Origin of the sequence: Curtobacterium sp. 458, assembly GCF_030406605.1 — a bacterium.
GTDB lineage: Bacteria > Actinomycetota > Actinomycetes > Actinomycetales > Microbacteriaceae > Curtobacterium.
The window spans coordinates 3,605,542-3,630,289 of the sequence record NZ_CP129104.1; the positions used below are offsets into that span (position 1 = coordinate 3,605,542).

The window sequence follows — 24,748 nt, forward strand, 5'->3', positions numbered from 1 at the left end:
GCACGGCATGACCCCGACGCGCCCCCGCGGCTCCGGCGCGTGGTCGCGGTGGACGCTGTGGGGCCTCGGTCGCCTGGCCGGCGGCATCGGTGTGCTCTGGGCCGTCGCCACGATCGTGTTCGTCGCGATCCGACTCATCCCCGGTGACCCGGCCCTCGCGATCCTCGGCGGGCCGGGGTCGCAGGCGTCGGCCGCCGCGGTCGACCAGGTCCGGCACGAGTACGGACTCGACCGGCCGCTCCTCGTGCAGTACTCGGTGTTCCTCGGCCGACTCGCCACCGGGCAGCTCGGCGACTCCTACGCGTTCCGGACCCCGGTCGCGACGCTCCTCGCCCAGGAGCTCCCCGTCACACTGACCCTGGCGGTCGCCGGGCTCGTGGTCGCCTGGGCGCTCGCGCTCGTCGCCGCCTGGTGGTCGACGCAGCGCGGTCGGGTCGCCGCCGGGATCACCGGGGCGATCACCGTCACCGCCAGCGTCGTCCCGCACTTCTGGCTCGGCAGCGTCCTCATCGTCGTGTTCGCGACCGCGCTCGGGTGGGCCCCCGCGGTGAGCGACGGCACGGTCCGCGGCTGGGTGCTCCCCGTGGTCACGGTCGCGGTCCCGGTCGCCGGGTACCTCGCCGAGACGGTCCGCGACGGCATCGTCGACGCGCAACGCTCCGCCTTCGCCCTCGCCGCCCGGGGTCGCGGCGAGCACCGGCTCGGGGTGTTCCTGCGGCACTCGCTCCGCCACGCCGCACTGCCCGGCCTCGCGCTGTCCGCCTGGGCGTTCGGTTCGCTGGTGTCCGGGGCCGTCGTCGTCGAGTCGGTCTTCGCCCTGCCGGGCATCGGGCGCGCCCTGGTCACCGCCGTGACGCAGCGGGACATGCCGCTCGTCGCCGGGATCGCGCTCGTGTCGGCGGCCGCGTACGTCGTCGTGCTCGCCGTCGCCGACCTCGCCGAGCGCGCGGTGGACCGTCGGCCCCGTCGTCCCGGCGCCGTCGGGACGAGACGTGGTCGAACCCGGACGGCGGTCGTCCGGTGAGCGGCATCCTCGACCCCGCCGTGTCGCCGGACGACACGACCCCGACCCGCGCTCCGTCCGGGGGTGCCGAGCGACGCCGTGGGGGGACGCTCGGCACCGCCGGATGGGTCGCGACCGCGGTCGTGCTCCTCGCCGTCGTCGCCGCCGTCGCGCCCGGGGTGCTCGGCGGTGCGCACCCGCTCGCGGTCCACCCCGACGAGGCCCTGCTCCCGCCGTCCGGTGCGCACCCGTTCGGGACCGACGAGTCCGGCCGGGACGTCGTCGCCCGCGTCGTCGCCGGCACGCGTGCATCGCTCGTCGTCGGCGTCGCGGCCACCCTCGTCGGAGCCGTCACGGGGGTGCTGCTCGGGCTCGTCGCCGCGCTCGGCGGCCGGGTGCTCGACGCCGTCGTGGGCCGTGTGACGGAGGTCGCGTTCGCCCTCCCGCTGCTGCTCGTCGCCCTCGTCGTGATCGCCGTCACGGGGCCGGGCCCGGTCCCGGCCGTGCTCGCCGTCGGGTTCGCGACCGCGCCGGGCTACGCACGGATCGTCCGGGGCCTCGTGCGGACCGCCCGGGAGTCGCAGGTCGTCGAGACCGCGGTCCTGCTCGGCCGCTCCCCCGCGCGGATCGTCGTCCGCCACGTCCTGCCCGCCGCGCTCTGGCCCGTCGTCGCGGTCGGCACGCTCGGCGTCGGGCAGGCGGTGGTCTGGGCGTCGGCGCTCAGCTACCTCGGCGTCGGCACCCCGCCGCCGGCGCCCGAGTGGGGCGCGATGCTCGCGGACGGCCGGACGTACCTGCAGACCGCACCGTGGATGAGCACCTTCCCCGGACTCGCGATCGTGGTGCTCGCCACCGCCGTCACCGTGCTCGGCCGTGCGCTCCGACGGCGGGGTGATGCCCGGTGACCGCGGTCCTGGCGGTCGACGGGCTCTCGGTCACGATCGACGGCGTCCGCATCGTGTCCGACGTCTCACTGCACATCGAACCGGGCGAGTGCGTCGCGCTGGTCGGGGCCTCCGGCTCGGGCAAGACCGTCACCGCCCGGGCCCTCCTCGGGCTCTCCGCCGACCGGGCGGTCGTCAACGCGGGACGGCTCGAGGTCGCCGGCACCGACGCCCGGACCCTGCGGGAGCGCGGCTGGCGGAAGCTCCGCGGTGCGTCGGTGGGGTACGTCGGTCAGGAGGCCCTCGGCGCCCTCGACCCGCTCCGCCCGGTCGGTCGCGAGGTCGGGGACGCCCTGCGACTGCACACGTCGATGACCGCCGCCGAACGGGTCGACGCCGTGCGGGCCGCGCTCGCGGGCGTGGGGCTCGATCCCGAGATCGCGACGGACGGACGGCTCGCCGGGACGCTCTCGGGCGGCATGCGGCAGCGGGCGCTCATCGCCGCCGCGACCATCGGCTCGCCCGCGCTCGTGGTCGCCGACGAACCGACGACGGCGCTCGACGCCGGGGTGGCCGTCACGGTGATGGAGCAGCTGCGCCGAGCGCAGCGAGGCGGTGCCGGGCTGCTCGTCATCACCCACGACCTCGGGCTCGTCGCCGGGTGGGCCGACCGCGTGGCCGTGGTGTCGGACGGGCGCATCGTCGAGCAGGGTCCGGTCGCGCGGGTGTTCTCCGCACCGGAGCACCCCGCCACGGCAGCCCTCGTGCACGCTGCGCGGGCCGGGGCGAGCGGTCCTGCGACCCGGGCGACCGCCGACACCCCCGACACCGTCGTCGTGGCCGACCGCCTCGACCGCCGCTTCGACGACACCGCTGCCGTCCGGGACGTCTCGTTCGCCCTCGACCGCGGACGGGTGCTCGGCGTCATCGGCGCCTCGGGATCGGGCAAGACGACGCTGGCACGCATCCTGCTCGGCCTCGAGACCCCGGACGCCGGCTCCGTGACGCTCGACGGTGCGCCGTGGGCCCCACTCCGCGAGCGCGACCGTCGTGCGCGCCGGCACCGGGTCGCCGCGGTGGTGCAGGATCCCGGCGCCACGTTCGACGAACGGTGGGACGTCGAACGGGTGCTCGCGGACGCGTTCTCGCGCGGCGCGGAACGACGAACCCGTGGCGACCTCGGCAGCCGGGTCGACGCCGCGCTCCGGCAGGTCGGGCTCGACTCGGCACTGCGGTCCCGGTCGCCGCTCACCCTCTCCGGCGGCCAGCGGCAACGGCTCGCGATCGCCCGGTCGCTCGCCACGGAGCCCGAGGTCCTCGTGCTCGACGAACCCGTCACGGCGCTCGACGCGACCGTGCAGGACGCCGTGCTCGGGCTGCTCGAACGGCTCCGCGACGAGACCGGCGTGGCGATGGTGTTCGTGTCGCACGACCTGCGGGCGGTCCGGCGGATGGCCGACGACGTGCTCGTGGTGCACGAGGGCGCCGTCGTCGAGCACGGTCCCGCGGCGACGGTCCTCGCTCGCCCGGCGCACCCCGTCACGGCGCGGCTGCTGCACGCCGCTGAGGTGCTCGCCACCGGCCCCGCGGCCTGACGCACGCTCCACCTCCGGATCCGAGACTCGGCCCCGCGGACAGTTCCGCGGTCGGACGCTCGCGAAACTGTCCGCCCACCCGAGACTCGGGGCAGCGCGGCAGCGGCACCAACGCGACCAGATGACGGAGGCGCGGTGCGGGACGGACCGGCACCAGGGCCCACGCCGCCGGTTCCGGACCGACGCGCCAGCGGCGGGCCGGCCGTGCCGGTGGGGAGCCTCCAGGCCGATCGTCAGGAGCCGGCGGGCTCCTTGTGCTCGTCACCCGACGTCGGGGCGTCGCCGCTGATGATCGGGATCTCGCTCGTCGAGAAGTCCTTCGCCCACTCGGACTGCGCGAGGTCGGACTCCGGGTCGTTGTAGTCCTCGATGACCGCGGCGACCTCGTCCTCGTGCGCGACGGTGGGGCCGGAGCCCATGAGCGGTGTCGCGGCGGTCTCCTTCGTGAAGTACACCGCCACGAGGCCGATCACGGCCGCGAGCATGAGGTAGAACGCGGGGATGTCCTCGGCCCAGCCGTACCCGGCGTCCTTGGCCGCGTTGATGAGCGCCGAGGTCGCCAGCGGGGTCGTGCCGCCGAACAGCGAGACCGACACGTTGAACGCGATCGCGAGGGCGCCGTATCGGATGATCGTCGGGAAGAGCGCGGGCAGCGTCGACGGCATCGTGGACGTGAAGGTCACGAGCACGAGGCCGAGGATGAGCAGGCCGAAGAACACGCCGATGCCGGTGCCGCTCTGGACGAGCTTGAGCGACGGCCACGACAGCAGGATGAAGCCGATGCAGCCGGCCGCGAGGACCGGACGACGCCCGAACTTGTCGGACAGCCGTCCGCCGAACGTGATGACGACCATCATGAGGATCATCACGATGACGATCAGGATGAGGCCGAACGTGGCGTTCTGCCCGAGGTTCTGCTCGAGGTACGTCGGCATGTAGGACAGCAGCATGTAGTCGGTCACGTTGAAGACCAGGACGAGGCCGATGCAGATGATGAGCCCGCGCCAGTTCTCCGCGAAGAGCTTGAGGAACGGCGTCTTCTGCGACTCGCGCTCGGCGGCCTGCTCCTGCTGCTTCTGGAAGGCCGGGGTCTCCTCGAGCTTGAGCCGCAGGTACAGGCCGATGAGCCCGAGCGGTCCGGCGACGATGAACGGGATGCGCCAGCCCCAGCTGAGCAGGGCCTCCTCGGAGAGGCCGAACTGCAGGCCGGTGACGATCGAGGCGCCGAGCACGTAGCCCGCGAGCGTGCCGAACTCGAGCCACGAGCCCATGAACCCACGGCGCTTGTCCGGTGAGTACTCGGCGATGAAGGTCGCGGCGCCGCCGTACTCACCACCGGTCGAGAAGCCCTGCACGAAGCGGGCGACGAGCAGCAGGACCGGGGCCCAGAAGCCGATCGACTGGTACGAGGGGATCAGGCCGATCATGAGCGTGCCGGCGGCCATCAGGATCATCGTCAGCGCGAGGACCTTCTGCCGGCCGATCTTGTCGCCGATGGGTCCGAACACCGCGCCGCCGATCGGGCGGACGATGAAGGCCGCCGCGAAGAAGCCGAACGTCGCGACGATGTTCGCAGCAGGGTCGCCCTTCGGCAGGAAGACCTGCGAGATCGTCACGGTGAGGTACGCGAAGATGCCGAAGTCGAACCACTCCATGGCGTTGCCCAGGGCGGCGGCCGCGACGGCGCGCTTGAGCAGCGACTCCTCGACGACGGTGACGTCGTCCTTCGTCAGCTTGCGGCGGGCGCGCTTCACGGCGCCCTTCGTGCGCAGCGGCCGATCGCCGTTCGCGTGTGCTTCGTTCGGTGCCAAGTCGTTCCTCCGGTAGTGCTGTGTCTTGCCTTCGGGCGCCCGGCGGAAGCGTCACTGCAGTCCTCGCGAACCCCGCGTCCGCCGGACAAACTCCGACAGACTATCAAACGCCCGGCGTGTCCGTCAGGTCGGTGTGGTACCGGCCGTCGGCGATGACGGTCCGAACCGCTACGATCAGGGATACCGCGCGATGCGTGCGGACACTCAGGCACCTCACCACGGACTCGGTGCCGCACATACCGATCGAAAGGCGCTGCCATGACGAAGCCCATCCCCGACAAGCCGACCGTCGACGGTCTCGAGGACGCCTGGGGCCCCGTCTGGGAGCAGGACGGCACCTACCGCTTCGACCGCGACAGCGCGACGAAGGACGCCGTCTACTCGATCGACACCCCGCCGCCGACCGCCTCCGGCTCGCTGCACATCGGTCACGTGTTCTCGTACACGCACACCGACCTCAAGGCCCGGTACGAGCGCATGCGCGGCAAGCACGTCTTCTACCCGATGGGCTGGGACGACAACGGCCTCCCGACCGAGCGCCGCGTCCAGAACTACTACGGCGTCCGCTGCGACCCGCAGCTCCCCTACGACCCGGCGTTCGTCCCGCCGTTCGAGGGTGGCGACAACAAGTCGAGCAAGGCCGCCGACCAGCTGCCGATCTCCCGCCGCAACTTCATCGAGCTGTGCGAGCGCCTGACCGTGCAGGACGAGCAGCAGTTCGAGCACCTCTTCCGCACGCTCGGCCTGTCGGTCGACTGGACCCAGTCGTACCGGACCATCGACGACACCTCCCGCGCCAGCGCGCAGCGCGCCTTCCTCCGCAACCTGGAGCGCGGCGAGGCCTACCAGGCCGACGCGCCGACGCTCTGGGACGTGACGTTCCGCACGGCCGTGGCCCAGGCCGAGCTCGAGGACAAGGAGATGCCCGGCGCGTACCACGGCATCGCCTTCCACCGCACCGACGGCGGCGACGACGTCGTCATCCAGACCACCCGCCCGGAGCTGCTCGCCGCGTGCGTCGCCCTCGTCGCGCACCCGGACGACGAGCGCTTCCAGGACCTCTTCGGCACGACCGTGCGCTCGCCCCTGTTCGACGTCGAGGTCCCGGTCCTCGCGCACCACCTCGCGCAGCAGGACAAGGGTGCGGGCATCGCGATGGTCTGCACCTTCGGTGACACCACCGACGTCGTGTGGTGGCGCGAGCTGCAGCTGCCGAACCGCGCGATCATCGGCTTCGACGGTCGCGTGCGGTCGGACGAGCCGACCTGGATCGAGAGCGCCCGCGGCAAGGAGCTCTACGCCGCGATGGCCGGCAAGACCGTGTTCTCCGCGAAGAAGGTCGTCGTGGACGCCCTCACCGAGTCCGGCGAGCTGATCGGGGACGTCAAGACGATCAACCACCCGGTGAAGTTCTTCGAGAAGGGCGACAAGCCGCTCGAGATCGTCTCGACCCGCCAGTGGTACATCGTCAACGGCGCTCGCGACGAACAGCTGAAGTCAGCCCTCCGCGCCCGCGGCGAGGAGATCGCGTTCCACCCGGACTTCATGCGCGTCCGCTACGACAACTGGGTCGGCGGGCTCTCCGGCGACTGGCTCATCTCGCGCCAGCGCTTCTTCGGCGTGCCGCTGCCGGTCTGGTACCCGCTCGACGCCGACGGCAACCCGGTGTACGACCAGCCGATCGTCCCGACCGAAGCACAGCTCCCGGTCGACCCCGCGTCCGAGCCGGCCCCCGGCTACGAGGAGTCCCAGCGCGGTGTCGCGGGTGGCTTCCAGGGCGAGCTCGACGTCATGGACACCTGGGCGACGTCGTCGCTGACCCCGCAGCTCGCGGGCAAGTGGGAGTCCGACCCGGCGCTCTACGACCTCGTGTTCCCGTACGACGTCCGGCCGCAGGCGCAGGACATCATCCGCACCTGGCTCTTCACGACGGTGCTCCGCAGCCAGCTCGAAGCCGACGTCGCGCCCTGGAAGCACGCGAGCATCTCGGGCTTCATCGTCGACCCCGACCGCAAGAAGATGTCGAAGTCGAAGGGCAACGTCGTCACGCCGCTGTCGATCCTCGAGCAGCACGGTGCGGACGCGGTCCGGTACTGGGCGGCCTCGTCGAAGCTCGGCACCGACGCGGCGTTCGACCCGCAGAACCCGAAGCAGATCAAGGTCGGCCGTCGTCTCGCGATCAAGGTGCTCAACGCGGCGAAGTTCGTCTACGGCTTCCCGCTCCCCGAGGGCGCCCACGCCGTGACCGAGGCGCTCGACGTCGACGTGCTCGCCGAGCTCGGCACCGTGATCGAGCAGGCCACGACAGCCTTCGACACCTTCGACCACGCCCGCGCCCTCGAGGTCACCGAGCGCTTCTTCTGGACGTTCTGCGACGACTACCTCGAGCTCGTGAAGGAGCGCGCCTACGGCACCGCCGCGGACGCGACGCACGAGACCCAGGCGAGCGCGGTCCTGGCGCTGCGCGCAGCGATCGACGCGCTGCTCCGTCTGCTGGCACCGTTCCTCCCGTTCGCGACGGAGGAGGTGTGGGCCTGGACCCACGAGACCAGCGTGCACCGCGCACAGTGGCCGACTGCGAGCGGCCTGGCGGCCGCCGCGGGGCCGGGTGCAGCTGACCGGCTCAGTGCTGGGCCGACCGGCCTGCTCGCGGCCGTCGGGCAGGCGCTCATCGGCATCCGCGGTGCGAAGACCGCGGCGAAGGCCTCGCAGAAGACGCCGGTGACGCGTGCCGTCGTCGCGGCCCCGGCCGAGACGCGGGCGCTCCTCGAGCGTGCGGCGGTCGACCTCGCGGCCGTCGGCCGCATCGCCGACCTGTCGTTCACGGACGGGTCGGAGCTGGCCGTCACCGAGATCGAGCTGGCGGACCAGCCGGCGTAGGGTCGCGTGGGTCGGCCGGGTCGCGTCCGCGACCGGCCGGCCCACACCGGACGGGAGGCACGGATGCAGTTGGGTACGCGATGGAGCGTGGGTGGGCAGCCACCCGCGCGACTGCCCGAGACGATGGTCGTCGCCGTGCGCGGCGTCGAGGACGAGCTCGCGACGGAGTCCGTCGACACGGCGACGTGGGGCTGGACCCTGACGTTCCTCGAGGGCAAGCCGATCGTCGAGCTCGACGACGGCACGTCGATCCACCTCGACCCCGCCGGTCACGCACAGGTGACGAACCCGGACGACGCGCCGGAAGAGGACTGAGCGGCGCGCCGGGGACGCGTCCGCACACGCGCGCCACGTCCGCACAACCAAAGTCACCCCGAACCGCGGGAAACCGTGGTTCAGGGTGACTTCGGTTGTGCGCCGACCGTCGACGCCGTGCGCCGTCGACGCCGTGCGCCCTACTTCGTGAGCCAGCCGAGCAGGACCTCGTTCACCTCAGCGGTGTGCGTCGTGAGCAGGCCGTGCGGCGCGCCCTCGATCTCGACGTACTCGGCGTGCGGCAGCGCCTTGGTGAAGCGGCGGCCGGTGGCGTCGATCGGGAGGATGTTGTCCGACGTGCCGTGCACGATGAGCGCCGGGACGGTGACCTTCGGGATGTCCTGACGGAAGTCGGTCGGCCAGGTCAGCGGTGCCGCGGCGGAGGCGATCGAACCCGAACCCGCGGCGACGTTCCAGGCGTTGCGGACCTGCTCCTCCGAGATCCGCGAGCCGAGGTTCTCCGACAGGTTGAAGAAGTCCTGGTAGAAGTTCGTGAAGTACGCGTACCGGTCCTTCTTGACGTCCGCGGCGATGCCCTCGAAGAAGGACATCGGGCCGGCGCCGTCCGGGTTGTCGTCGGTGATCGCGAGGTACGGCTCGAGCGAGGCGAGGAAGGCGACCTTGGCGATCCGGTCCTCTCCGTGGCGGGCGATGTAGCGGGCGATCTCGCCGGTGCCCATCGAGAAGCCGACGAGGATCACGTCGCGCAGGTCGAGGGTCTCGAGGACCGCGTGGAGGTCGTCGGCGAAGGTGTCGTAGTCGTAGCCGGTCGAGGGCTGCGAGGACTGCCCGAACCCACGACGGTCGTAGGTGACGACGCGGTACCCGGCGTCGAGGAGCGGCGGGACCTGCCCCTCCCACGAGTTGCCGTCGAGCGGGAAGCCGTGGATCAGCACGATCGGCTGCCCGGTGCCCTTGTCCTCGTAGTGGAGCGCGATGTCGACGCTGTTCTCGGTCCCGACGGTGATGCTGCCCATGGTCCTGCCTCTTCCCTGAAGGATGGAGAACGGTCGTTCTCCGCGATGTCGCCTACACTAGAGAACGATCGTTCCCCGCGCAACTCGGGGGCGGTGAACACGCAGGGAACGGGGTACGACATGGTCACCAACACGGTCGAGGCCGACACGAGGGCGCACATCGTCACGGTCGCCGACGAGCTGTTCTACGCGCGCGGCATCCAGTCGGTCGGGATGGACGAGATCCGCAGCCGTGCCGGGGTGTCGCTCAAGAAGCTCTACGCGGCGTTCCCGGGCAAGGACCAGCTCGTCGCAGCCGTCCTCGCCGGTCGGCACGACTACTGGGAACACGGGATCGCCGAGGCCGTGGCCGCGGCGTCCTCCCCGCGTGACCGGCTGCTCGCGATGTACGACTTCCTCGAGCAGTGGTTCGGCGACGACACCTTCCGGGGCTGCGGCTTCATCAACGCGTTCGGCGAGCTCGGTGCGACGTCTCCTTCGGTGGCGCGGATCGCCCGGGAGCACAAGGAGTCGTTCCAACGGTCCGTCGCCGAGCTCGCGGCCGATGTGGTGCCCGACCGCGGGGTGGCCGCCGAACTCGCCGCGCAGCTCGCGCTGCTCGCCGAGGGTGCCCAGACCACCGCGGCGATCGCGGGCGACGCGTCGCCCGCGGGCCACGCACGCCGGGCCGCCGCGGTCCTGATCGACGCGGCCACACGCGCCTGAGACGCGGGCCGACGACGGACTGGAGGCGCGGGTCGGGTCCGCCCCGCGCCTCCAGTCCGACCCGGCGCAACGCCACGAGCGCCCGCCCGACCGCAGCCTGCAGTCCGTAGGGTGGCGACATGGCAACCCCGTTCGACGAACCGAGCACCCTTCCCTACGCCCTCCCGCCGTTCACCGACGTCCGGCTCGAGCACTTCCGACCGGCCTTCGACGCCGGCATGGCCGAGCAGCGCGCCGAGGTCGAGGCGATCGCCACCGACCCCGACGAGCCGACGTTCGAGAACACCCTCGTGGCCCTCGAACGGTCAGGGCAGCGTCTCGCGCGCGTGAGCCACGTGTTCTTCACGCTGTCCTCGGCGGACTCGACGCCCGAGCTGCACGACCTCGAGGCCGAGGTCTCGCCGCTCCTCGCCGCCCACCGTGACGCGATCACGCTCGACGGCCGCCTCTACGCCCGCATCGACGCGGTCCGTGGTGGGCTCGACGCGCGGGACGACCTCACGGACGAGGACCGTCGCCTCGTCGAGCGCACGCACACCGAGATGACCCTCGCCGGCGCGGGACTCGACGAAGCCGGCAAGGAGCGCCTCACCGCGATCAACCAGGAGCTCTCGACGCTCACCACCACCTTCGAGCGGAACCTGCTCGAGGACACGAACGACCTCGCCGTGCACGTCACCGACGAGGACGAGCTCGCAGGGCTCGACGACGGCGCGAAGTCCGCGGCCGCCGGAGCCGCAGCGGACCGCGGGCTCGACGGCTGGCTCATCACGCTGCCGCTCTACACCGGGCACCCGTGGCTCGGGTCGCTCGCCGACCGAGGGCTGCGCCAGCGGATCATGGAGGCGTCGCTCTCCCGCGGACGTCGCGGCAACGAGCACGACAACCGGGACGTCCTGCTGCGGATCGTCCGGCTCCGTGCCGAGCGCGCGGAGCTGCTCGGCTTCCCGAACCACGCGGCGGTCGTCACTGCCGACGAGACCGCGGGGACGCCAGAGGCCGTCGACGGGCTGCTCTCCTCGCTCGTCGGGGCCGCCGCCGCCAACGCGGACGACGAGCGGGCCGTGCGGTCCCAGGTCGTCGGGTTCGACGTCGAGGCGTGGGACTGGGCGTACGCGACCGAGCTCCTCCGCGGCCAGCAGTTCGCCGCCGACAGCTCGGCCCTCCGCCCGTACTTCGAAGCCGACCGGGTGCTGCACGACGGCGTCTTCCACGCCGCGAACGCCCTCTACGGCTTGACGTTCACCGAGCGCCCGTACCTGCACGGCTACAACGACGAGGTCCGGGTCTTCGAGGTCCGTGACGAGTCCGGGGACGAGGTCGGGCTCTACCTGCTCGACCTCTACACGCGGGACGGCAAGCGCGGCGGCGCGTGGATGAACCCGGTCGTGGAGCAGTCCCACCTGCTCGGCACCCTGCCCGTCGTGGTGAACAACCTCAACGTCGCGAAGCCCGCCGCCGGCTCCCCCACCCTGCTCATCCAGGACGAGGTCGAGACGCTCTTCCACGAGTTCGGGCACGCGCTGCACGGGCTCATCGCTCGCACCACGTACCCGCGGTTCTCGGGCACGAACGTCGAGCGCGACTTCGTCGAGTTCCCGTCGCAGGTGAACGAGATGTGGGTGTCGTGGCCGTCGGTCCTCGCGAACTACGCGAAGCACCACGAGACCGGGGAGCCGCTGCCGCCCGAGCTCGTCCTGGGGCTCAGCGAGTCCGAGGGGTTCAACGAGGGGTTCTCGACGACGGAGTACCTCGCCGCCGCACTCCTCGACCAGGCGTGGCACCGACTCTCGGCTGCGTCGGCCGCTGCGGTCACCGACGTCGAGGCCTTCGAGCGTCAGGCGCTGCAGGACGCGGGCATCGCCGTCGAGGCCGTCCCGCCGCGCTACTCGTCGACGTACTTCGCGCACACGTTCTCGGGCGGGTACGACGCCGGCTACTACGGGTACATCTGGTCCGAGGTGCTCGACGCCGACACCGTGGAGTGGTTCCGCGACAACGGCGGGCTCTCACGCTCGGCCGGCGCGCGCTTCGCGGAGAAGCTGCTCGGCGTCGGCGGATCGAAGGACCCGCTCGAGGCGTACCGCGACTTCCGCGGGCGCGATGCCGAGGTCGGGCCGCTGCTCCGTCGCCGCGGGCTCGAGTAGCGCGCGGCGCTGCGGCGCGCCGCGTCGGCGCCAGCGGATCGAACCACGAAACCGACGTCGAACCCACCTGCGGGGGCGGTTCGACGTCGGTTTCGTGGTTCTACGCGACGGGACGCGACGCGGCGCCCCCGGGCCGTGCGCTACGCGGACTTCTCGATGCGCTTCGCGCGCGGCCGCGGCACGATCGTCGGCGCCGCGTTCTCGAGCACGGACTCGCGGGTGATCACCACGCGTGCGACGTCGTCGTCCGAGGGGACGTCGAACATCACCGGGCCGAGCACCTCTTCGAGGATGGCGCGGAGGCCGCGGGCACCCGTCTGGCGCAGCACGGCGAGGTCGGCGATCGCCTCGAGCGCGCCCCGCTCGAACTCCAGCTCGACGCCGTCGATCTCGAACATCCGCTGGTACTGCTTCACGAGCGCGTTCTTCGGCTCCGTGAGGATCTGCATGAGCGCGGCCTGGTCGAGCTGCGACACCGTGGTCACGACGGGCAGACGACCGATGAACTCCGGGATGAGTCCGAACTTGTGGAGGTCTTCCGGCAGGACGTCCGCGTAGAGGTCCTGCTGGTCGAGCGGGCTGTGCAGCGGAGCACCGAACCCGATGCCGCGCTTGCCGACCCGGGAGGACACGATGTCCTCGAGCCCGGCGAACGCCCCGGCCACGATGAACAGCACGTTCGTCGTGTCAATCTGGATGAACTCCTGGTGCGGGTGCTTCCGGCCGCCCTGCGGCGGGACCGAGGCCGTCGTACCCTCGAGGATCTTGAGCAGCGCCTGCTGCACACCCTCGCCCGAGACGTCACGGGTGATCGACGGGTTCTCGGCCTTCCGGGCGATCTTGTCGACCTCGTCGATGTAGATGATGCCGGTCTCGGCGCGCTTGACGTCGTAGTCGGCGGCCTGGATGAGCTTGAGGAGGATGTTCTCGACGTCCTCGCCGACGTACCCGGCCTCGGTCAGGGCCGTGGCGTCGGCGACGGCGAACGGCACGTTGAGCCGCTTCGCGAGCGTCTGCGCGAGGTACGTCTTGCCGCAGCCGGTCGGGCCGATGAGCAGGATGTTCGACTTCGCGATCTCGATGTCGTCGCGGTCCTCGGCGGCGGTGATCTGCCCCTGCGCCCGGATGCGCTTGTAGTGGTTGTAGACCGCGACGGCCAGCGCACGCTTGGCGGGGTCCTGCCCGATCACGTACTCCTGCAGGAAGTCGAAGATCTCGCGGGGCTTGGGGAGCTCGAAGTCGCCGCTCGTGGTGTCCTCGCCGGCCTCGGCCAGGCGCTCCTCGATGATCTCGTTGCAGAGCTCGACGCACTCGTCGCAGATGTAGACGCCCGGGCCGGCGATGAGCTGCTGGACCTGCTTCTGGCTCTTGCCGCAGAAGGAGCACTTGAGCAGGTCAGCGCTCTCTCCGATGCGTGCCATGTGCGTGCCCTCCCTCGGCCGTGCGACGACTCCGTCGGAACCGACGCCTGACGATCCTCCCGGTGCTGATCCACCGGCTGTGTCCGAGCCTAACCGCAACCGACGACAGCCACCGCGACGCCCGGCCGGTTTCGCGATGCGCGTTCGCCCAGGGCGTTCGATCCTGCTACCGTGTCCGAGTCTTCTCTACAAGTTGTAGAAGTCCGGGAAGGAACACCATGCCCAAGCGCGTCGCCGTCCTCGGTGCGGCAACCCTCGGCGTCACCGCCGCGATCGTCCTCGGCACCGCCGCGGCCGCGAGCGCCCACGTCGAGGCCACCGCCACCTCCACCGCGGCGGACTCCTACACGACCGCGACGTTCTCGGTCCCGCACGGCTGCGACGGCTCCCCCACGACGAAGCTGACGTTCCACGTCCCGGAGAGCATCATCGAGGTGACCCCGACCGTCAACCCGAACTGGACCATCACGAAGACCACCGAGCCGTACACCAGCCCCTCGGCCTCCGCGGACGATGAGTCCACCGAGGACGCCGGCCAGCGCGTCACCAGCGTCACCTACGCGGCGAAGACCCCGCTCCCCGCCGACGAGCGCGACACGTTCTCGCTGTCGTTCTCCCTGCCCGACGGCAAGGCCGGCGACCGCGTCGAGATCCCCGTCACGCAGACCTGCGAGAAGGGCTCCACCGAGTGGGACCAGCAGCAGCAGGACGGCAAGGCGGAGCCCGAGCACCCCGCCCCGTCGATCGTCCTGACCAAGGCCGTCGCCACCGAGGCCGACGGTGACCCGGTGGAGACCTCGACCGCCGCCTCCGAGACGTCGAGCACGGCCAGCGGACCGGACCTCGTCGGGCGCTTCCTCGGCCTCGGCGGACTCGTGCTCGGCGCGGCCGCCCTGGTCGTCGCGGTCGCCTCGACCCGCCGACGGACCGGCAAGTGACGACTCGCCTCCAGCGACCGGCTGCGCGTGCACCGCACGGTCGGTTCCGTGCGGCCGGGAGGCTCGTGGCCGTGTCTGCCACGGCCCTCACGATCGCGGGCGGTGCGGTCCTCGGTCTCGCGGCTCCTGCCAGCGCCCACAACTACATGATCGCCTCGACGCCGAAGGTCGACGGGACGCTCACGTCCCTGCCGAAGGCGTTCGAGATCACGACGAACGACAAGCTCCTCGACATCGGCGGATCGAACGCCGGGTTCGCGTACCGGATCGTCGGTCCCGACGGGAAGTACTACGAGGACGGCTGCCTCGACGTCGACGGGCCCTCGATGACCACGAAGGCCGCGCTCGGCTCCTCGGGCAAGTACACGGTCGAGTGGCAGATCGTCTCCGCAGACGGGCACACCGTGTCGGACGAGTACACCTTCACCTGGAAGGCACCGTCTGGGTTCTCCCCGGCGTCGGGCGCGTCCGAGCCACCCACGTGTGCGACGGCGTCCGGCGGGTCCTCCGAGGCACCGACGAACGGCACCGCGTCGGGCTCGGGCGACTCGGCGACCACGGACGCGCTGTTCATCGGCGCGGGCGGGGTCGTCCTGGTCGGCGCGGTCGTCGCGGTGCTGCTGCTCCTCCGCCGACGCCCGGCAGCGCCGTCGCCCGACGAACCCGACGAGGACTGACGCCGACGCGCCGGACCCGCACCGTGCCTCCCGGCCGGCCCGCAACGCACGAAGGCCCCGCACCGGACGGTGCGGGGCCTTCGTGCTGCAGCGCTACTTGACGAGCGCCGGCAGGTTCTTGCGGCTGGTCAGGACCTGGTCGATCAGGCCGTACTCCAACGCCTCTTCCGCGGACATGATCTTGTCGCGCTCGATGTCGTTGTTGACCTGCTCCGGCGTGCGGTTCGAGTGCTTCGACAGCGTCTCCTCGAGCCAGGTGCGCATGCGGAGGATCTCCGCCGCCTGGATCTCGATGTCGGACGCCTGCCCGCCACCCTGCTGGGTCGCCGGCTGGTGGATGAGCACGCGGGCGTTCGGGAGCGCCAGTCGTTTGCCGGGGGTCCCGGCAGCGAGGAGCACCGACGCCGCCGAGGCAGCCTGACCGAGGCAGACCGTCTGGATCTGCGGACGGATGTACTGCATCGTGTCGTAGATCGCCGTCATCGCGGTGAACGAGCCACCGGGCGAGTTGATGTACATGACGATGTCGCGGTCCGGGTCCATCGACTCGAGCACGAGCAACTGCGCCATGACGTCGTCGGCCGACGCGTCGTCGACCTGGACACCGAGGAACACGATCCGGTCCTCGAAGAGCTTCGCGTACGGGTCCTGCCGCTTGTAGCCGTAGGCCGTGCGCTCCTCGAAGCTCGGGAGGATGTAGCGGTCGGACGGAGCCGGGACGTTCTGCGCGCCACCGAGCATGGGGAGGTGCATTCTCGTTTCCTTTTCTTCGGTGGTGGTCAGTTGGACTCGGGCTCGGCAGCCGAGGTGGGGGTCTCACCGTCACCGACGGTGCCACCGCCGCCCACGACCTCGTTCGAGGACGCCCGGAGGTGGTCGACGAAGCCGTACTCGAGGGCCTCCTGCGCCGTGAACCAGTTGTCCCGGTCGTTGTCCTTGAGGATCTGCTCGATCGACTTGCCGGTCTGCTCCGCCGTGAGCTCGGCCATCCGCTGCTTCATGTCGAGGATGACCTTCGCCTGCGTCTGGATGTCGGCAGCGGTGCCGCCGAAGCCACCCGACGGCTGGTGCAGCAGCACGCGCGCGTTCGGGGTGATGTAGCGCTTGCCCGGGGTGCCCGACGAGAGCAGGAACTGCCCCATCGAGGCCGCGAGGCCGATGCCCACCGTGACGATGTCGTTCGGCACGAACTGCATCGTGTCGTAGATCGCCATGCCGGCGGTGATCGAGCCACCGGGCGAGTTGATGTAGAGGTAGATGTCCTTCTCAGGGTCCTCGGCCGCGAGCATCAGCAGCTTCGCTGCGATCTCGTTCGAGTTGTCGTCGCGGACCTCGGAGCCGAGCCACACGATCCGGTCTCTCAGAAGGCGGTCAAAAACACTGGGGTTCAGTGTCGCTTCGGCCATGGAAAAGCTCCCGTTCAGTTGTCGCTTGATGTCGAACTTATCGGGTGCAACGCACCACTTCGCGTCTGTTCGCTCTGGGCGGTTCCACCGCCCCGGAAACGGACGGGAGGCGCGGTGCCAGCTGGCACCGCGCCTCCCGTTCGGAGGGTGGGGACGCTTACTCAGCGTCCTCCGCCGGGGTCTGCGCGACACCAGCCGTGAAGGCGGAGAGGTCGACGTCGCCGCCGTTGGAGTCCTTGACGGTCACCTTGGAGAGGACGGTCGCGACGGCCTTCGAGCGGGCCACCTCGCCGACCATGCCCGGGATCTGCCCGTTCTGGTCGATGACGCGGATGAACTCGGCCGGCTCCATGCCGTACTGCGCAGCGGCCTGGATGAGGTACTGCGTGAGCTCCTCCTGCGAGACCTGGATCTCTTCCTTCTCGGCGATCGCGTCGAGGAGGATCTGCGAGCGGAAGGCCTTCTCGCTGGACTCGGAGACCTCCTTGCGGTGCTCGTCGTCCTCGAGGCGGTTCTCCTGCTCGAGGTGACGGTGCACCTCGTCCTCGATGAGCTTCTCCGAGATCGGGATGTTGACGTCCTCGATGAGCTTCTCGACGAGCTTGTCGCGGGCGGCGGCGCCCTGACCGAAGGTCTTCGACTTCGCGATCTGCTCCTTGAGGTCCGCCTTGAGCTCGTCGATCGTGTCGAACTGGCTCGCGATCTGCGCGAACTCGTCGTCGGCCTCGGGGAGCTCGCGCTCCTTGACTGCGGTGACGGTCACGGCGATCTGGGCGGTCTCGCCCTCGCGGTCGCCACCGACGAGCGTCGACTCGAAGGTCGTCGACTCACCGGCGGTGAGGGACTCGAGCGCCTCGTCGATGCCCTCGAGCAGGTCGCCCGAGCCGAGCTCGTAGGAGACGCCGGTGGCCGAGTCGACCTCGTCGTCGCCGATCGTGGCGGTGAGGTCGATCTGCGCGAAGTCGCCCTTCGTCGCCGGACGGTCGACCGTGACGAGCGTGCCGAAGCGGGTGCGCAGGTTCTGCAGCTCCTCCTCGATCTCCTCGTCGGTGACGTCCACGGCGTCGACCGTGAGCTCGTAGTTCGAGTAGTCCGGGAGGTCGAACTCCGGACGGACGTCGACCTCGAACGTGAGGACGAGGTCGCCCGTGAAGTCCTTCACGTTCGGGAGCTCGGCGACGTCGGCCTCGGCGCGGCCGAGGATGCGCAGCTCCTGCTCCTCCACCGCCTGGCGGTAGAAGTTGTCGATCGCGTCGCCGACGGCGTGGTTCAGGACCTCGCCACGGCCGACACGCTGGTCGACGATCGCCGGCGGGACCTTGCCCTTGCGGAAGCCCGGGATGTTGATCTGCTCGGCGATGTGCTTGTACGCGTGGTCGATGCTCGGCTTGAGGTCTTCCGGCGTCACGTTCACGGTGAGCTTGACGCGGGTGTCGCTCAGCTTGTCGACGGTGCTGGTGGCCAAGGGATGTACTCCTGTTGGTTGACGTTCTTGTGGACCTGGTCGGGGCGACAGGATTTGAACCTGCGACCTCCCGCTCCCAAAGCGGGCGCTCTACCAAGCTGAGCTACGCCCCGTTTGACTGGGCCAGGGGTGGCCGGACACGCCTGACGGCGCGGACGACCCCGATGAGTCTAGCGGTCCGTGGGTGCCCGGTTCCCGGCAGCTGTGGAGCGTCGTGGGTCCGGGGTGGTCGGCGAGCAACCGCGGAGGGATCAGTCGTCCTCGGCGCGGCGTCGGAGCCCGCGTCGCCAGCGGATGCCGACGAGCACCTGCACGGCCGCCGCGGCGAGCACCAGGACGATGCCGAGGACGACGCGCCAGACGTGCAGGAGCGCGTGGACGGGTTGGCCCTGGGGATCGCCGAACAGCGCCGGGCGGAGCGAGAACACGACCGCGGCGAGGACCACCAGGGTGTACGAGACGACCCGCGACCACCGGATCCGACGGGCATCACGGTCGCTCGGCGGGAGCGTCACGAGGGGTGGCATGTCGGTCGCTGTTCGTCCGCTACGATGATGGGGCTGCGACTCGTTCGCGGCCGCGGGGATGTAGCTCAATGGTAGAGCCCCAGTCTTCCAAACTGGCTACGCGGGTTCGATTCCCGTCATCCCCTCCACTTCCGCAACCGGCACTGCGCCGATGCTCGATCCCCGTCATCCCCTCCACTACGGAGCACCCCGTCTCGAACCGGCACTGCGCCGATGCTCGATTCCCGTCATCCCCTCCACCACGGAGCACCCCGTCTCGAACCGGCACTGCGCCGATGCTCGATTCCCGTCATCCCCTCCACTACGGAGCACCCCGTCTCGAACCGGCACTGCGCCGATGCTCGACTCCCGTCGCCCCCTCCGATCCGAGAGCGCCGGCACATCGTGCCGGCGCTCGCTCGTTCGTCTCCGCGAGGTCGCAAGGGAACGTTCGCAAAGAAGTGTTTGCAAACAGTTCTTTGCGGTGTACGCTCGCCCCGTGACCGACGAGCTCCGCATCCTCGACGTCGCCGCCCTCAAGGCCCTGGCGCACCCGCTCCGAGCGCGCCTCCTCGACCTCCTGTCGCAGTACGGGCCGTCGACGGCGACCACCCTCGGCGAGCGGCTCGGCGAGTCGAGCGGCTCGACGAGCTACCACCTCCGTCAGCTCGAGAAGCACGGTCTCGTGCACGAGCTCCCCGACCGCGGGACCGCCCGTGACCGCTGGTGGCAGCGGACCGAGGGCCGGTTCAGCATCGGCGGACCGGGCACCGACCTCCCGTCGACCGCGCAGCAGACCGCGACGCAGCTCGCGGGGCTCTCGGTGATGGACTCCGAGAACGACCTCGTCCGCGACTGGATGACCCGCGACCAGTCGACCGTGCCCGCCGAGTGGCGCGGGACGTCCGGCTCGGTCACCTACGTCGCGTTGACGCCCGAGGAGTACGAGGCGATGTGGCAAGAGTTCGACGCCGTCATCGACCGGTACCGGGCCGTCCGGGGTCGCGTCGCCGACCTCCCCGAGGGCGTCCGTCGCGTCTTCACCCAGATCCGCACCGTCCCGATCATCGACGACGACCAGCCGCAGGAGCCGACACCGTGACCACGTTCCAGCCCCGCACCATCCCGACTCCACCCGTCTCCCCCGTCGAGATCCTCACCAACCGACTCGGCACCGCCCTCGTCCGCTGGAGCCTCCGCCACGCAGAGCTCCGGGCCGTGCGTGCCGTCGTCGATCGCGAGCGAGCACTGCGACGAGCTGTCGGCACCGGATCGCCGACACTGACGAGCACGAACACCGACGTCGTACTCGCCGAGGTCACCCGCTACCGGTGATCGGCCGCGACCGGCCGTCCCCTGCAGCGGTCAGGCGTCGCCGAAGGTGAGCGTGACGTGCGGGCGGTCGCCGAGCTCGACCCCCGCCTGTCGACGCTCCGCCGCCCGGAGCGGCACGAGGTACCCGCCGTCCTTCGGGAACAGCGAGGTCGTCCAGGACACCCTGCCGATCGTCACCCGGGCGGGGATGACACCCCAGCCGTAGGTGAGCATCGGAGCGAGCTCGTGGATCGTCTCCGCGGCGTCGGGCGGGACGACGGCGTAGAAGAACGGCGCCGGGCCGCGCCACTCGATGACCTCGCCGTCGAACTCGATCTCCACGCGGCGATCGTACGACGTCGGGCGAGCCGGTCTCCGGATCCGGAGATGGCCGTTCCGGTGCACGGATCCCGAGGATCGCGCACCGGATCGGCCACGACCGAACGCGAAGTCACCGTCCGACGCGAGCGGCGGGACGGGCGCGCCCCGCGCCTCCAGGCCGGTGCCGGAGCCGCGGGGCGCACGAGGCGAGTCGCCGGAGCGACGCGCGCGTCACTGGTACGACGCGGCCTGCCCGTAGAGCACCTGCGTCAACGACGACACGTAGGGCGAGACGTCACCGTCCGGCAGGTTGTACGTCATGAAGACGCCGTAGCCGTCTGCCTTCGTCCGTTGTGCCAGCGAGACGGCCGCGGACTGCGACGTGTTCTGGATGTCGACGGCGGCCGCGGACAGGCGGTCCTTGCCGAGCCCCGGGATCGACGGCGCCGAGTAGGTGCCGTAGTACGGGTTCCAGGCGTAGTCGAGCTGCGAGCCGATCGTCGAGCTCGACGAGGCCAGGGCGGAGGACGCCGGGCCGATGTCGTAGAACGAGATGAGCTTGCCGGGCATGTCGGCGCGGAGGGCGCTGATGAGCCACCCGATCGACTGCTGGTTCGGCTGCGGGGTGCCGTTCACCCCGTAGTCGGAGTACTCGTCGTCGAGGTCCACGCCGTCGAGCCCGTACTTCGCCACGGTCGCCGAGACCTGGGCCGCGAAGTCGGCAGCAGCCGCCTGCGTCGGGAAGTTCGCGATGCCGGCGCCCTGGTGGTTGCCGAGGATCGACAGCGAGACCTTGATGCCCTTCGCCTGCAGCGGCCGGATCTGGGTCGCGGCGTCGTCGAGGGTGCGCTGGACGTTCTCGTTGTTGTACAGGACGGCCTTCGACCCGTCCCAGTTGATGTTCGCGGCGAAGATGATCGCGACGTCGAACGCGTTCGCGCCGTTCGCCAGGGTGTACCGGCCGACGTTCGACAGCTGGTCGTTGTTCACCTCGACGTAGGCGATGCTGGTCGGCCCGCTCTTCGTGGGCGTCGAGTGCGGCTGTGCTCCGTGCCCGACGCCGTGGTGGGCGCCGACGCCGTGTGACGAACCAGTGGGCGACGGCGCTGCCGACGCGGCGGAGGGCACGAGCGGTGCCGCCACCATCGCGGCGATGGCCGCCACGATCCCGAACTTCATGGACTTCTTCATGACACTCCTCTTCGAGTGACGAACCGACCGGCGGATGCCGACCGGGGGCCGGCGGCTGCCGACCGGGGACCGCCGCCGGGGCACCCGAAGCCCCGGCGGCGGAGTCTCAGGCGCGCGGGTACCGGAAGGTGCGCACCTCGTAGGCGTCGACCGGGAACGCGACGACGCCGACGCTGACCGAGGCCGTACCCGGCAGGGCCGCGTCGGGCTCCTCGAGCAGCGTGACCTCGGCCGGAGCGGACCAGGGGCCGTCCACCGCGATGCCGCCGGTGCCGCGACGGCCGGACGGCTCGTACACGCGCACGATCAGGTCACCGGAACGGTCGTCGGCGAGCTTGACGCTCGACAGGACGACGTCGCCGGACACCTGCACGAGCGGCTCGAACCCGTGCGCACCCCTGACGGTCCGTGCGCCCGCGTTCATGACGACGCCGGCCTCCGTGGCTCCGAGCTGGTCGGTCCCGATGACGATGCCGTACCGGTGGGTCTGCTCGCCCTGGTCGGTCTCGGGGTCGGGGAACCGCGGTGCCCGGAGCAGCGAGAGCCGGACGGTGGTGGTGACGTGGCCGTCGACCGCGTCGCGCGTGGTGTCGAACCCGTGGATCGAGTCGTTCACGAGCGCCACTCCGAACCCCGGCTCCTCGACGAGCACGTACCGGTGCATCGAGGTCTCGAACTTCGCGGCCTCCCACGAGGTGTTCGTGTGCGTCACCCGCTTCTGTGCGCCGAACTGCGTCTCGGCGACGGTGTGCTCGGCGCGGACGTCGAGGGGGAACGCGACCTTGAGGAACTTCTCGGTCTCGTGCCAGTCCGTCACCTGCGCGAACTCCAGCGTGCGGGACCCGGGCGCGAGCGTGATCTCCTGTGTCACGGTCGAATCGCCGAAGGCGCGCGACACCACGACCCGTGCGACGCCGCGGTCGTCGACCGATGCGTCGATCGTCTCGACCGCGACGAGGTCCTCGACCCGGTTGCGGTAGTACCGGTCGACGTCCCAGGCGTCCCACATGTTCGGGAAGTCCTGGTGCAGCTGCAGCAGGTTCGCGACCTGGCCGGGCGCGATCGCCTCGCGTCCGGTGGTGAGGTCGACCGCGCTCGTCACGAGGCCACGCGCGTCGACGACCACGCGGACGAGGTCGTTCGTCAGCACGTACCCGCCGTCCTGTGCGGTCAGCGACACCGGGGTCGCCGCCGGCACGTCGGTCGCCAGGAGGGCGCCCTGCGCGGGTGCGCCGGCCTGGAGGAACGGGGCGGGGTTCACGACGACGGTCGCGTCACCGGCACCCGTCAGTGCCGACAGGGCGTCGGCGATGACCGCTTCGAGGCGTGCGGCCGTCTCGGCGTACTTCGCCACCGCTTCGCGGTGCACCCAGGCGATCGAGGTGCCCGGGAGGATGTCGTGGAACTGCTGCAGGAGGACCTGCTGCCAGAGGGCGTCGAGCTCGTCGTACGGGTACGCGAAGTCGGTGCGTGCGGCCGCGGTCGCCGCCCACAGCTCCGCCTCGATCAGCAGCTGCTCGCTCCGGCGGTTGCCCTGCTTCGTCTGGTGCTGGCTCGTGAGCGTCGCGCGGTGCAGCTCGAGGTAGAGCTCCCCCACCCACACCGGCGGGTTCGGCAGCTCGGCCTTCGCCCGGTCGAAGAACGTGTCCGGGTGCTCCCAGCGGACCTTGGCGCTGCCCTCGAGGTCGGCGAGGCGTGCGGCCGTGCCGGTCATCTCGCGGGTCGTGCCACCACCGCCGTCACCCCAGCCGACGGGTGCGATCGACCCGGTGGCGAGGCGGTTCTCGCGGAACTGCCGTGAGGCCTTCGCCACCTCTTCCCCGGACAGCCGGGAGTTGTACGTGTCCATCGACGGGAAGTGCGAGAACACCCGCGACCCGTCGATGCCCTCCCAGAGGAACGTGTGGTGCGGGAACTTGTTGACCTGGTTCCACGAGATCTTCTGCGTGAAGAACCACTCGAAGCCCGCGCGGCGCATGAGCTGCGGCAGCGCCGGCGAGTACCCGAAGCTGTCCGGCAGCCAGACGCCCTTCGGTCGGATGCCGAACTCCCGCTCGAAGAACCGCTGTCCCTGCGAGAACTGCCGCACGATGCTCTCGCCCGTGGGCATCACCGTGTCTGACTCGACCCACATGCCGCCGAGCGGCAGGAACCGGCCGGCCTCGACCGCGGCCTGCACCCGGGCGTACACCTCGGGACGGTGCTCCTTGATCCAGGCGTACTGCTGCGCGCTCGACATGCCGTAGAGGAAGTCGTCGGTCTGGTCGATGAGCTCGGTCATCGTCGAGGTGGTGCGAGCGACCTTCCGGATCGTCTCGCGCACCGGCCACAGCCAGGCGGAGTCGATGTGGGCGTGCCCGACCGCCGAGATCGTGTGCGCCGAGGCGTCGGCCGGTGCGGCGAGGACGTCGGCGAGCGCACCGCGGGCGTCGGCGGCGGTCTCCGCGATGTGCTGCAGGTCGAGTCGGTCGAGGGCGTCGTCCAGCGCCTGCAGGATCCGCATCCGCCGGGGTCCCTCGGGCAGCTGCGCCTGGAGCTCGAGGAGCACCTCGAGGTCGAGCGCGAGCTCGTGCACGTCGGACTCGAAGACCGCGAGGTCCATCCGACGCGACGTGTAGAGGCGCTTCGGGGACGAGGTCTCGATGTCGCCCTCGTGCGTGACGAGGAAGGGGTGGTAGTCGAGCAGGACCGGGTTCGACGCGGCCTCGACGAAGAGCTCGACCGTCTCACCGCCCGCTGCTTCCTCGGCGATGAGCACCCACTGGTTCCGCGGGTTGATCGACTTCACCGGGGTGCCGTCGGCGAGGTACACGAGCCCCTCGCACTGGAAGCCCGGCATGTTCTTGTCGAACCCGAGGTCGATCACGGCCTCGACGCGCCGTCCGGCCCAGTCCGCCGGCACGGTCCCGGTCAGCCGGAACCACGTCGTGCCCCACGCAGCACCCCACGTCGTGCCGACCTCGTACGGCTCGAAGTCGAGCGCGAGCCCGGCCGCCGGCGGGATCGGCTCACCCGGGAGTTCGTGCCAGGCGGTGTCGAGCGGCGTCGCCGTCGCGTGCACCGCGGGCAGGATGCGCTCGTCGAGGACCCGTCGGGCGCGTCCGGTGGTGAGGGGGATGTCGTCGTGCATGGGGTCCTTCCGGGAGGGAGGGCCGGCGTCGCTGCCGGCAGCAGGGCGGATGGTCGGGACTG

General features: G+C 70.8%; 21 protein-coding genes and 2 tRNA genes. 12 read left to right on the forward strand and 11 right to left on the reverse strand.

All coding sequences use genetic code 11. The features are described 5' to 3' along the window. Nucleotides 1-7: 7 nt before the first annotated feature. Genes QPJ90_RS17320 through QPJ90_RS17330 form a run of 3 tightly spaced genes read left to right on the forward strand, consistent with a single transcriptional unit; the run spans nucleotide 8 to nucleotide 3,482 of the window. A complete protein-coding gene (locus QPJ90_RS17320) occupies nucleotides 8-1,024 on the forward strand; it encodes an ABC transporter permease (protein ID WP_290132364.1) in 1,017 nt (338 codons plus the stop codon). Beyond that, nucleotides 1,021-1,908, forward strand: a complete 888-nt coding sequence (locus QPJ90_RS17325; protein ID WP_290132365.1) for an ABC transporter permease — start codon at nucleotides 1,021-1,023, stop codon at nucleotides 1,906-1,908. The genes QPJ90_RS17320 and QPJ90_RS17325 overlap by 4 nt, the downstream gene beginning before the upstream one ends. Then, nucleotides 1,905-3,482, forward strand: coding sequence for an ABC transporter ATP-binding protein (locus tag QPJ90_RS17330; RefSeq protein WP_290132366.1), 1,578 nt, complete (start codon nucleotides 1,905-1,907; stop codon nucleotides 3,480-3,482). The genes QPJ90_RS17325 and QPJ90_RS17330 overlap by 4 nt, the downstream gene beginning before the upstream one ends. Before the next feature lie 233 nt (nucleotides 3,483-3,715). On the opposite strand, the gene proP is transcribed toward QPJ90_RS17330, so the two are convergent. Further along, on the reverse strand, nucleotides 3,716-5,293 hold the full coding sequence (proP, locus tag QPJ90_RS17335) for a glycine betaine/L-proline transporter ProP (RefSeq protein WP_290132367.1): 1,578 nt from the start codon (nucleotides 5,291-5,293) through the stop codon (nucleotides 3,716-3,718). 258 nt (nucleotides 5,294-5,551) lie between these two features. Between proP and valS the strand changes: the two genes are divergently transcribed. Together valS and QPJ90_RS17345 are read left to right on the forward strand one after the other, a co-directional pair. Further along, nucleotides 5,552-8,173 (forward strand): valine--tRNA ligase, encoded by a 2,622-nt coding sequence (gene valS / locus QPJ90_RS17340; RefSeq protein ID WP_290132368.1) that lies wholly within the window; start codon nucleotides 5,552-5,554, stop codon nucleotides 8,171-8,173. Between the two features lie 87 nt (nucleotides 8,174-8,260). Beyond that, nucleotides 8,261-8,488 (forward strand): hypothetical protein, encoded by a 228-nt coding sequence (locus QPJ90_RS17345; protein ID WP_290132369.1) that lies wholly within the window; start codon nucleotides 8,261-8,263, stop codon nucleotides 8,486-8,488. A 140-nt stretch (nucleotides 8,489-8,628) separates the two neighbouring features. On the opposite strand, the gene QPJ90_RS17350 is transcribed toward QPJ90_RS17345, so the two are convergent. Then, nucleotides 8,629-9,465 (reverse strand): alpha/beta hydrolase, encoded by an 837-nt coding sequence (locus QPJ90_RS17350; protein ID WP_290132370.1) that lies wholly within the window; start codon nucleotides 9,463-9,465, stop codon nucleotides 8,629-8,631. Nucleotides 9,466-9,585: 120 nt separating this feature from the next. On the opposite strand from QPJ90_RS17350, the gene QPJ90_RS17355 reads away from it, so the two are divergent. After that, entirely contained in the window at nucleotides 9,586-10,170 is a 585-nt protein-coding gene (locus tag QPJ90_RS17355) for a TetR/AcrR family transcriptional regulator (RefSeq protein ID WP_290132371.1), read from the forward strand. 119 nt (nucleotides 10,171-10,289) lie between these two features. Beyond that, nucleotides 10,290-12,317 carry a M3 family metallopeptidase gene (locus QPJ90_RS17360; protein WP_290132372.1) on the forward strand — a complete coding sequence of 676 codons (2,028 nt, stop codon included), beginning with the start codon at nucleotides 10,290-10,292 and terminating at the stop codon, nucleotides 12,315-12,317. Between the two features lie 140 nt (nucleotides 12,318-12,457). Here the strand turns inward: QPJ90_RS17360 and clpX are convergent, their stop codons facing one another. Beyond that, entirely contained in the window at nucleotides 12,458-13,738 is a 1,281-nt protein-coding gene (gene clpX / locus QPJ90_RS17365; RefSeq protein ID WP_290132373.1) for an ATP-dependent Clp protease ATP-binding subunit ClpX, read from the reverse strand. 218 nt (nucleotides 13,739-13,956) lie between these two features. Here clpX and QPJ90_RS17370 point away from each other — a divergent pair, with 218 nt between their 5' ends. Together QPJ90_RS17370 and QPJ90_RS17375 are read left to right on the forward strand one after the other, a co-directional pair. After that, nucleotides 13,957-14,676 carry a YcnI family protein gene (locus QPJ90_RS17370; protein ID WP_290132374.1) on the forward strand — a complete coding sequence of 240 codons (720 nt, stop codon included), beginning with the start codon at nucleotides 13,957-13,959 and terminating at the stop codon, nucleotides 14,674-14,676. Nucleotides 14,677-14,747: 71 nt separating this feature from the next. Next, nucleotides 14,748-15,353, forward strand: coding sequence for a copper resistance protein CopC (locus QPJ90_RS17375; protein ID WP_290132375.1), 606 nt, complete (start codon nucleotides 14,748-14,750; stop codon nucleotides 15,351-15,353). A 93-nt stretch (nucleotides 15,354-15,446) separates the two neighbouring features. Here QPJ90_RS17375 and QPJ90_RS17380 read toward each other — a convergent pair whose 3' ends face one another. From QPJ90_RS17380 to QPJ90_RS17400, 5 genes are all read right to left on the reverse strand, one after another. Beyond that, nucleotides 15,447-16,106, reverse strand: a complete 660-nt coding sequence (locus QPJ90_RS17380) for an ATP-dependent Clp protease proteolytic subunit (protein WP_290132376.1) — start codon at nucleotides 16,104-16,106, stop codon at nucleotides 15,447-15,449. A gap of 26 nt (nucleotides 16,107-16,132) precedes the next feature. After that, nucleotides 16,133-16,759 carry an ATP-dependent Clp protease proteolytic subunit gene (locus tag QPJ90_RS17385; RefSeq protein WP_290132377.1) on the reverse strand — a complete coding sequence of 209 codons (627 nt, stop codon included), beginning with the start codon at nucleotides 16,757-16,759 and terminating at the stop codon, nucleotides 16,133-16,135. A 157-nt stretch (nucleotides 16,760-16,916) separates the two neighbouring features. Beyond that, complete coding sequence (gene tig, locus QPJ90_RS17390) at nucleotides 16,917-18,224, reverse strand: trigger factor (RefSeq protein WP_290132378.1); 1,308 nt, start codon at nucleotides 18,222-18,224, stop codon at nucleotides 16,917-16,919. 36 nt (nucleotides 18,225-18,260) lie between these two features. After that, nucleotides 18,261-18,337, reverse strand: a tRNA-Pro gene (locus QPJ90_RS17395). Between the two features lie 138 nt (nucleotides 18,338-18,475). Then, nucleotides 18,476-18,751, reverse strand: coding sequence for a hypothetical protein (locus QPJ90_RS17400; protein WP_290132379.1), 276 nt, complete (start codon nucleotides 18,749-18,751; stop codon nucleotides 18,476-18,478). Nucleotides 18,752-18,805: 54 nt separating this feature from the next. Between QPJ90_RS17400 and QPJ90_RS17405 the strand changes: the two genes are divergently transcribed. The 3 genes from QPJ90_RS17405 (at nucleotide 18,806) to QPJ90_RS17415 (ending at nucleotide 20,065) form a co-directional block, all read left to right on the forward strand. After that, nucleotides 18,806-18,879, forward strand: a tRNA-Gly gene (locus tag QPJ90_RS17405). Nucleotides 18,880-19,229: 350 nt separating this feature from the next. Next, a complete protein-coding gene (locus QPJ90_RS17410; RefSeq protein WP_290132380.1) occupies nucleotides 19,230-19,832 on the forward strand; it encodes a helix-turn-helix domain-containing protein in 603 nt (200 codons plus the stop codon). Further along, nucleotides 19,829-20,065: a hypothetical protein gene (locus QPJ90_RS17415; protein WP_290132381.1), complete on the forward strand. Its 237-nt coding sequence runs from the start codon at nucleotides 19,829-19,831 to the stop codon at nucleotides 20,063-20,065. Before QPJ90_RS17410 ends, QPJ90_RS17415 begins: the two co-directional genes overlap by 4 nt. A 30-nt stretch (nucleotides 20,066-20,095) precedes the next feature. Here QPJ90_RS17415 and QPJ90_RS17420 read toward each other — a convergent pair whose 3' ends face one another. The 3 genes from QPJ90_RS17420 to QPJ90_RS17430 all read right to left on the reverse strand — a co-directional run bounded on the left by QPJ90_RS17420 (nucleotide 20,096) and on the right by QPJ90_RS17430 (nucleotide 24,686). Further along, on the reverse strand, nucleotides 20,096-20,386 hold the full coding sequence (locus tag QPJ90_RS17420; RefSeq protein ID WP_290132382.1) for a DUF1905 domain-containing protein: 291 nt from the start codon (nucleotides 20,384-20,386) through the stop codon (nucleotides 20,096-20,098). A 210-nt stretch (nucleotides 20,387-20,596) separates the two neighbouring features. Continuing rightward, a complete protein-coding gene (locus QPJ90_RS17425) occupies nucleotides 20,597-21,556 on the reverse strand; it encodes an endo-beta-N-acetylglucosaminidase H (protein ID WP_290132383.1) in 960 nt (319 codons plus the stop codon). A 106-nt stretch (nucleotides 21,557-21,662) separates the two neighbouring features. Continuing rightward, a complete protein-coding gene (locus tag QPJ90_RS17430) occupies nucleotides 21,663-24,686 on the reverse strand; it encodes a glycoside hydrolase family 38 C-terminal domain-containing protein (protein WP_290132384.1) in 3,024 nt (1,007 codons plus the stop codon). Between the last annotated feature and the right edge of the window lie 62 nt (nucleotides 24,687-24,748).

Excerpts from the sequence above, each read along its gene's own strand:
- QPJ90_RS17425 (WP_290132383.1), bottom strand. The coding sequence starts at position 21,556 with ATGAAGAAGTCCATGAAGTTCGGGATCGTGGCGGCCATCGCCGCGATG.
- valS (WP_290132368.1), top strand. The coding sequence starts at position 5,552 with ATGACGAAGCCCATCCCCGACAAGCCGACCGTCGACGGTCTCGAGGAC.
- QPJ90_RS17350 (WP_290132370.1), bottom strand. The coding sequence starts at position 9,465 with ATGGGCAGCATCACCGTCGGGACCGAGAACAGCGTCGACATCGCGCTC.
- QPJ90_RS17380 (WP_290132376.1), bottom strand. The coding sequence starts at position 16,106 with ATGCACCTCCCCATGCTCGGTGGCGCGCAGAACGTCCCGGCTCCGTCC.
- QPJ90_RS17360 (WP_290132372.1), top strand. The coding sequence starts at position 10,290 with ATGGCAACCCCGTTCGACGAACCGAGCACCCTTCCCTACGCCCTCCCG.
- QPJ90_RS17430 (WP_290132384.1), bottom strand. The coding sequence starts at position 24,686 with ATGCACGACGACATCCCCCTCACCACCGGACGCGCCCGACGGGTCCTC.
- clpX (WP_290132373.1), bottom strand. The coding sequence starts at position 13,738 with ATGGCACGCATCGGAGAGAGCGCTGACCTGCTCAAGTGCTCCTTCTGC.
- QPJ90_RS17355 (WP_290132371.1), top strand. The coding sequence starts at position 9,586 with ATGGTCACCAACACGGTCGAGGCCGACACGAGGGCGCACATCGTCACG.
- QPJ90_RS17385 (WP_290132377.1), bottom strand. The coding sequence starts at position 16,759 with ATGGCCGAAGCGACACTGAACCCCAGTGTTTTTGACCGCCTTCTGAGA.
- QPJ90_RS17370 (WP_290132374.1), top strand. The coding sequence starts at position 13,957 with ATGCCCAAGCGCGTCGCCGTCCTCGGTGCGGCAACCCTCGGCGTCACC.
- QPJ90_RS17320 (WP_290132364.1), top strand. The coding sequence starts at position 8 with ATGACCCCGACGCGCCCCCGCGGCTCCGGCGCGTGGTCGCGGTGGACG.
- QPJ90_RS17400 (WP_290132379.1), bottom strand. The coding sequence starts at position 18,751 with ATGCCACCCCTCGTGACGCTCCCGCCGAGCGACCGTGATGCCCGTCGG.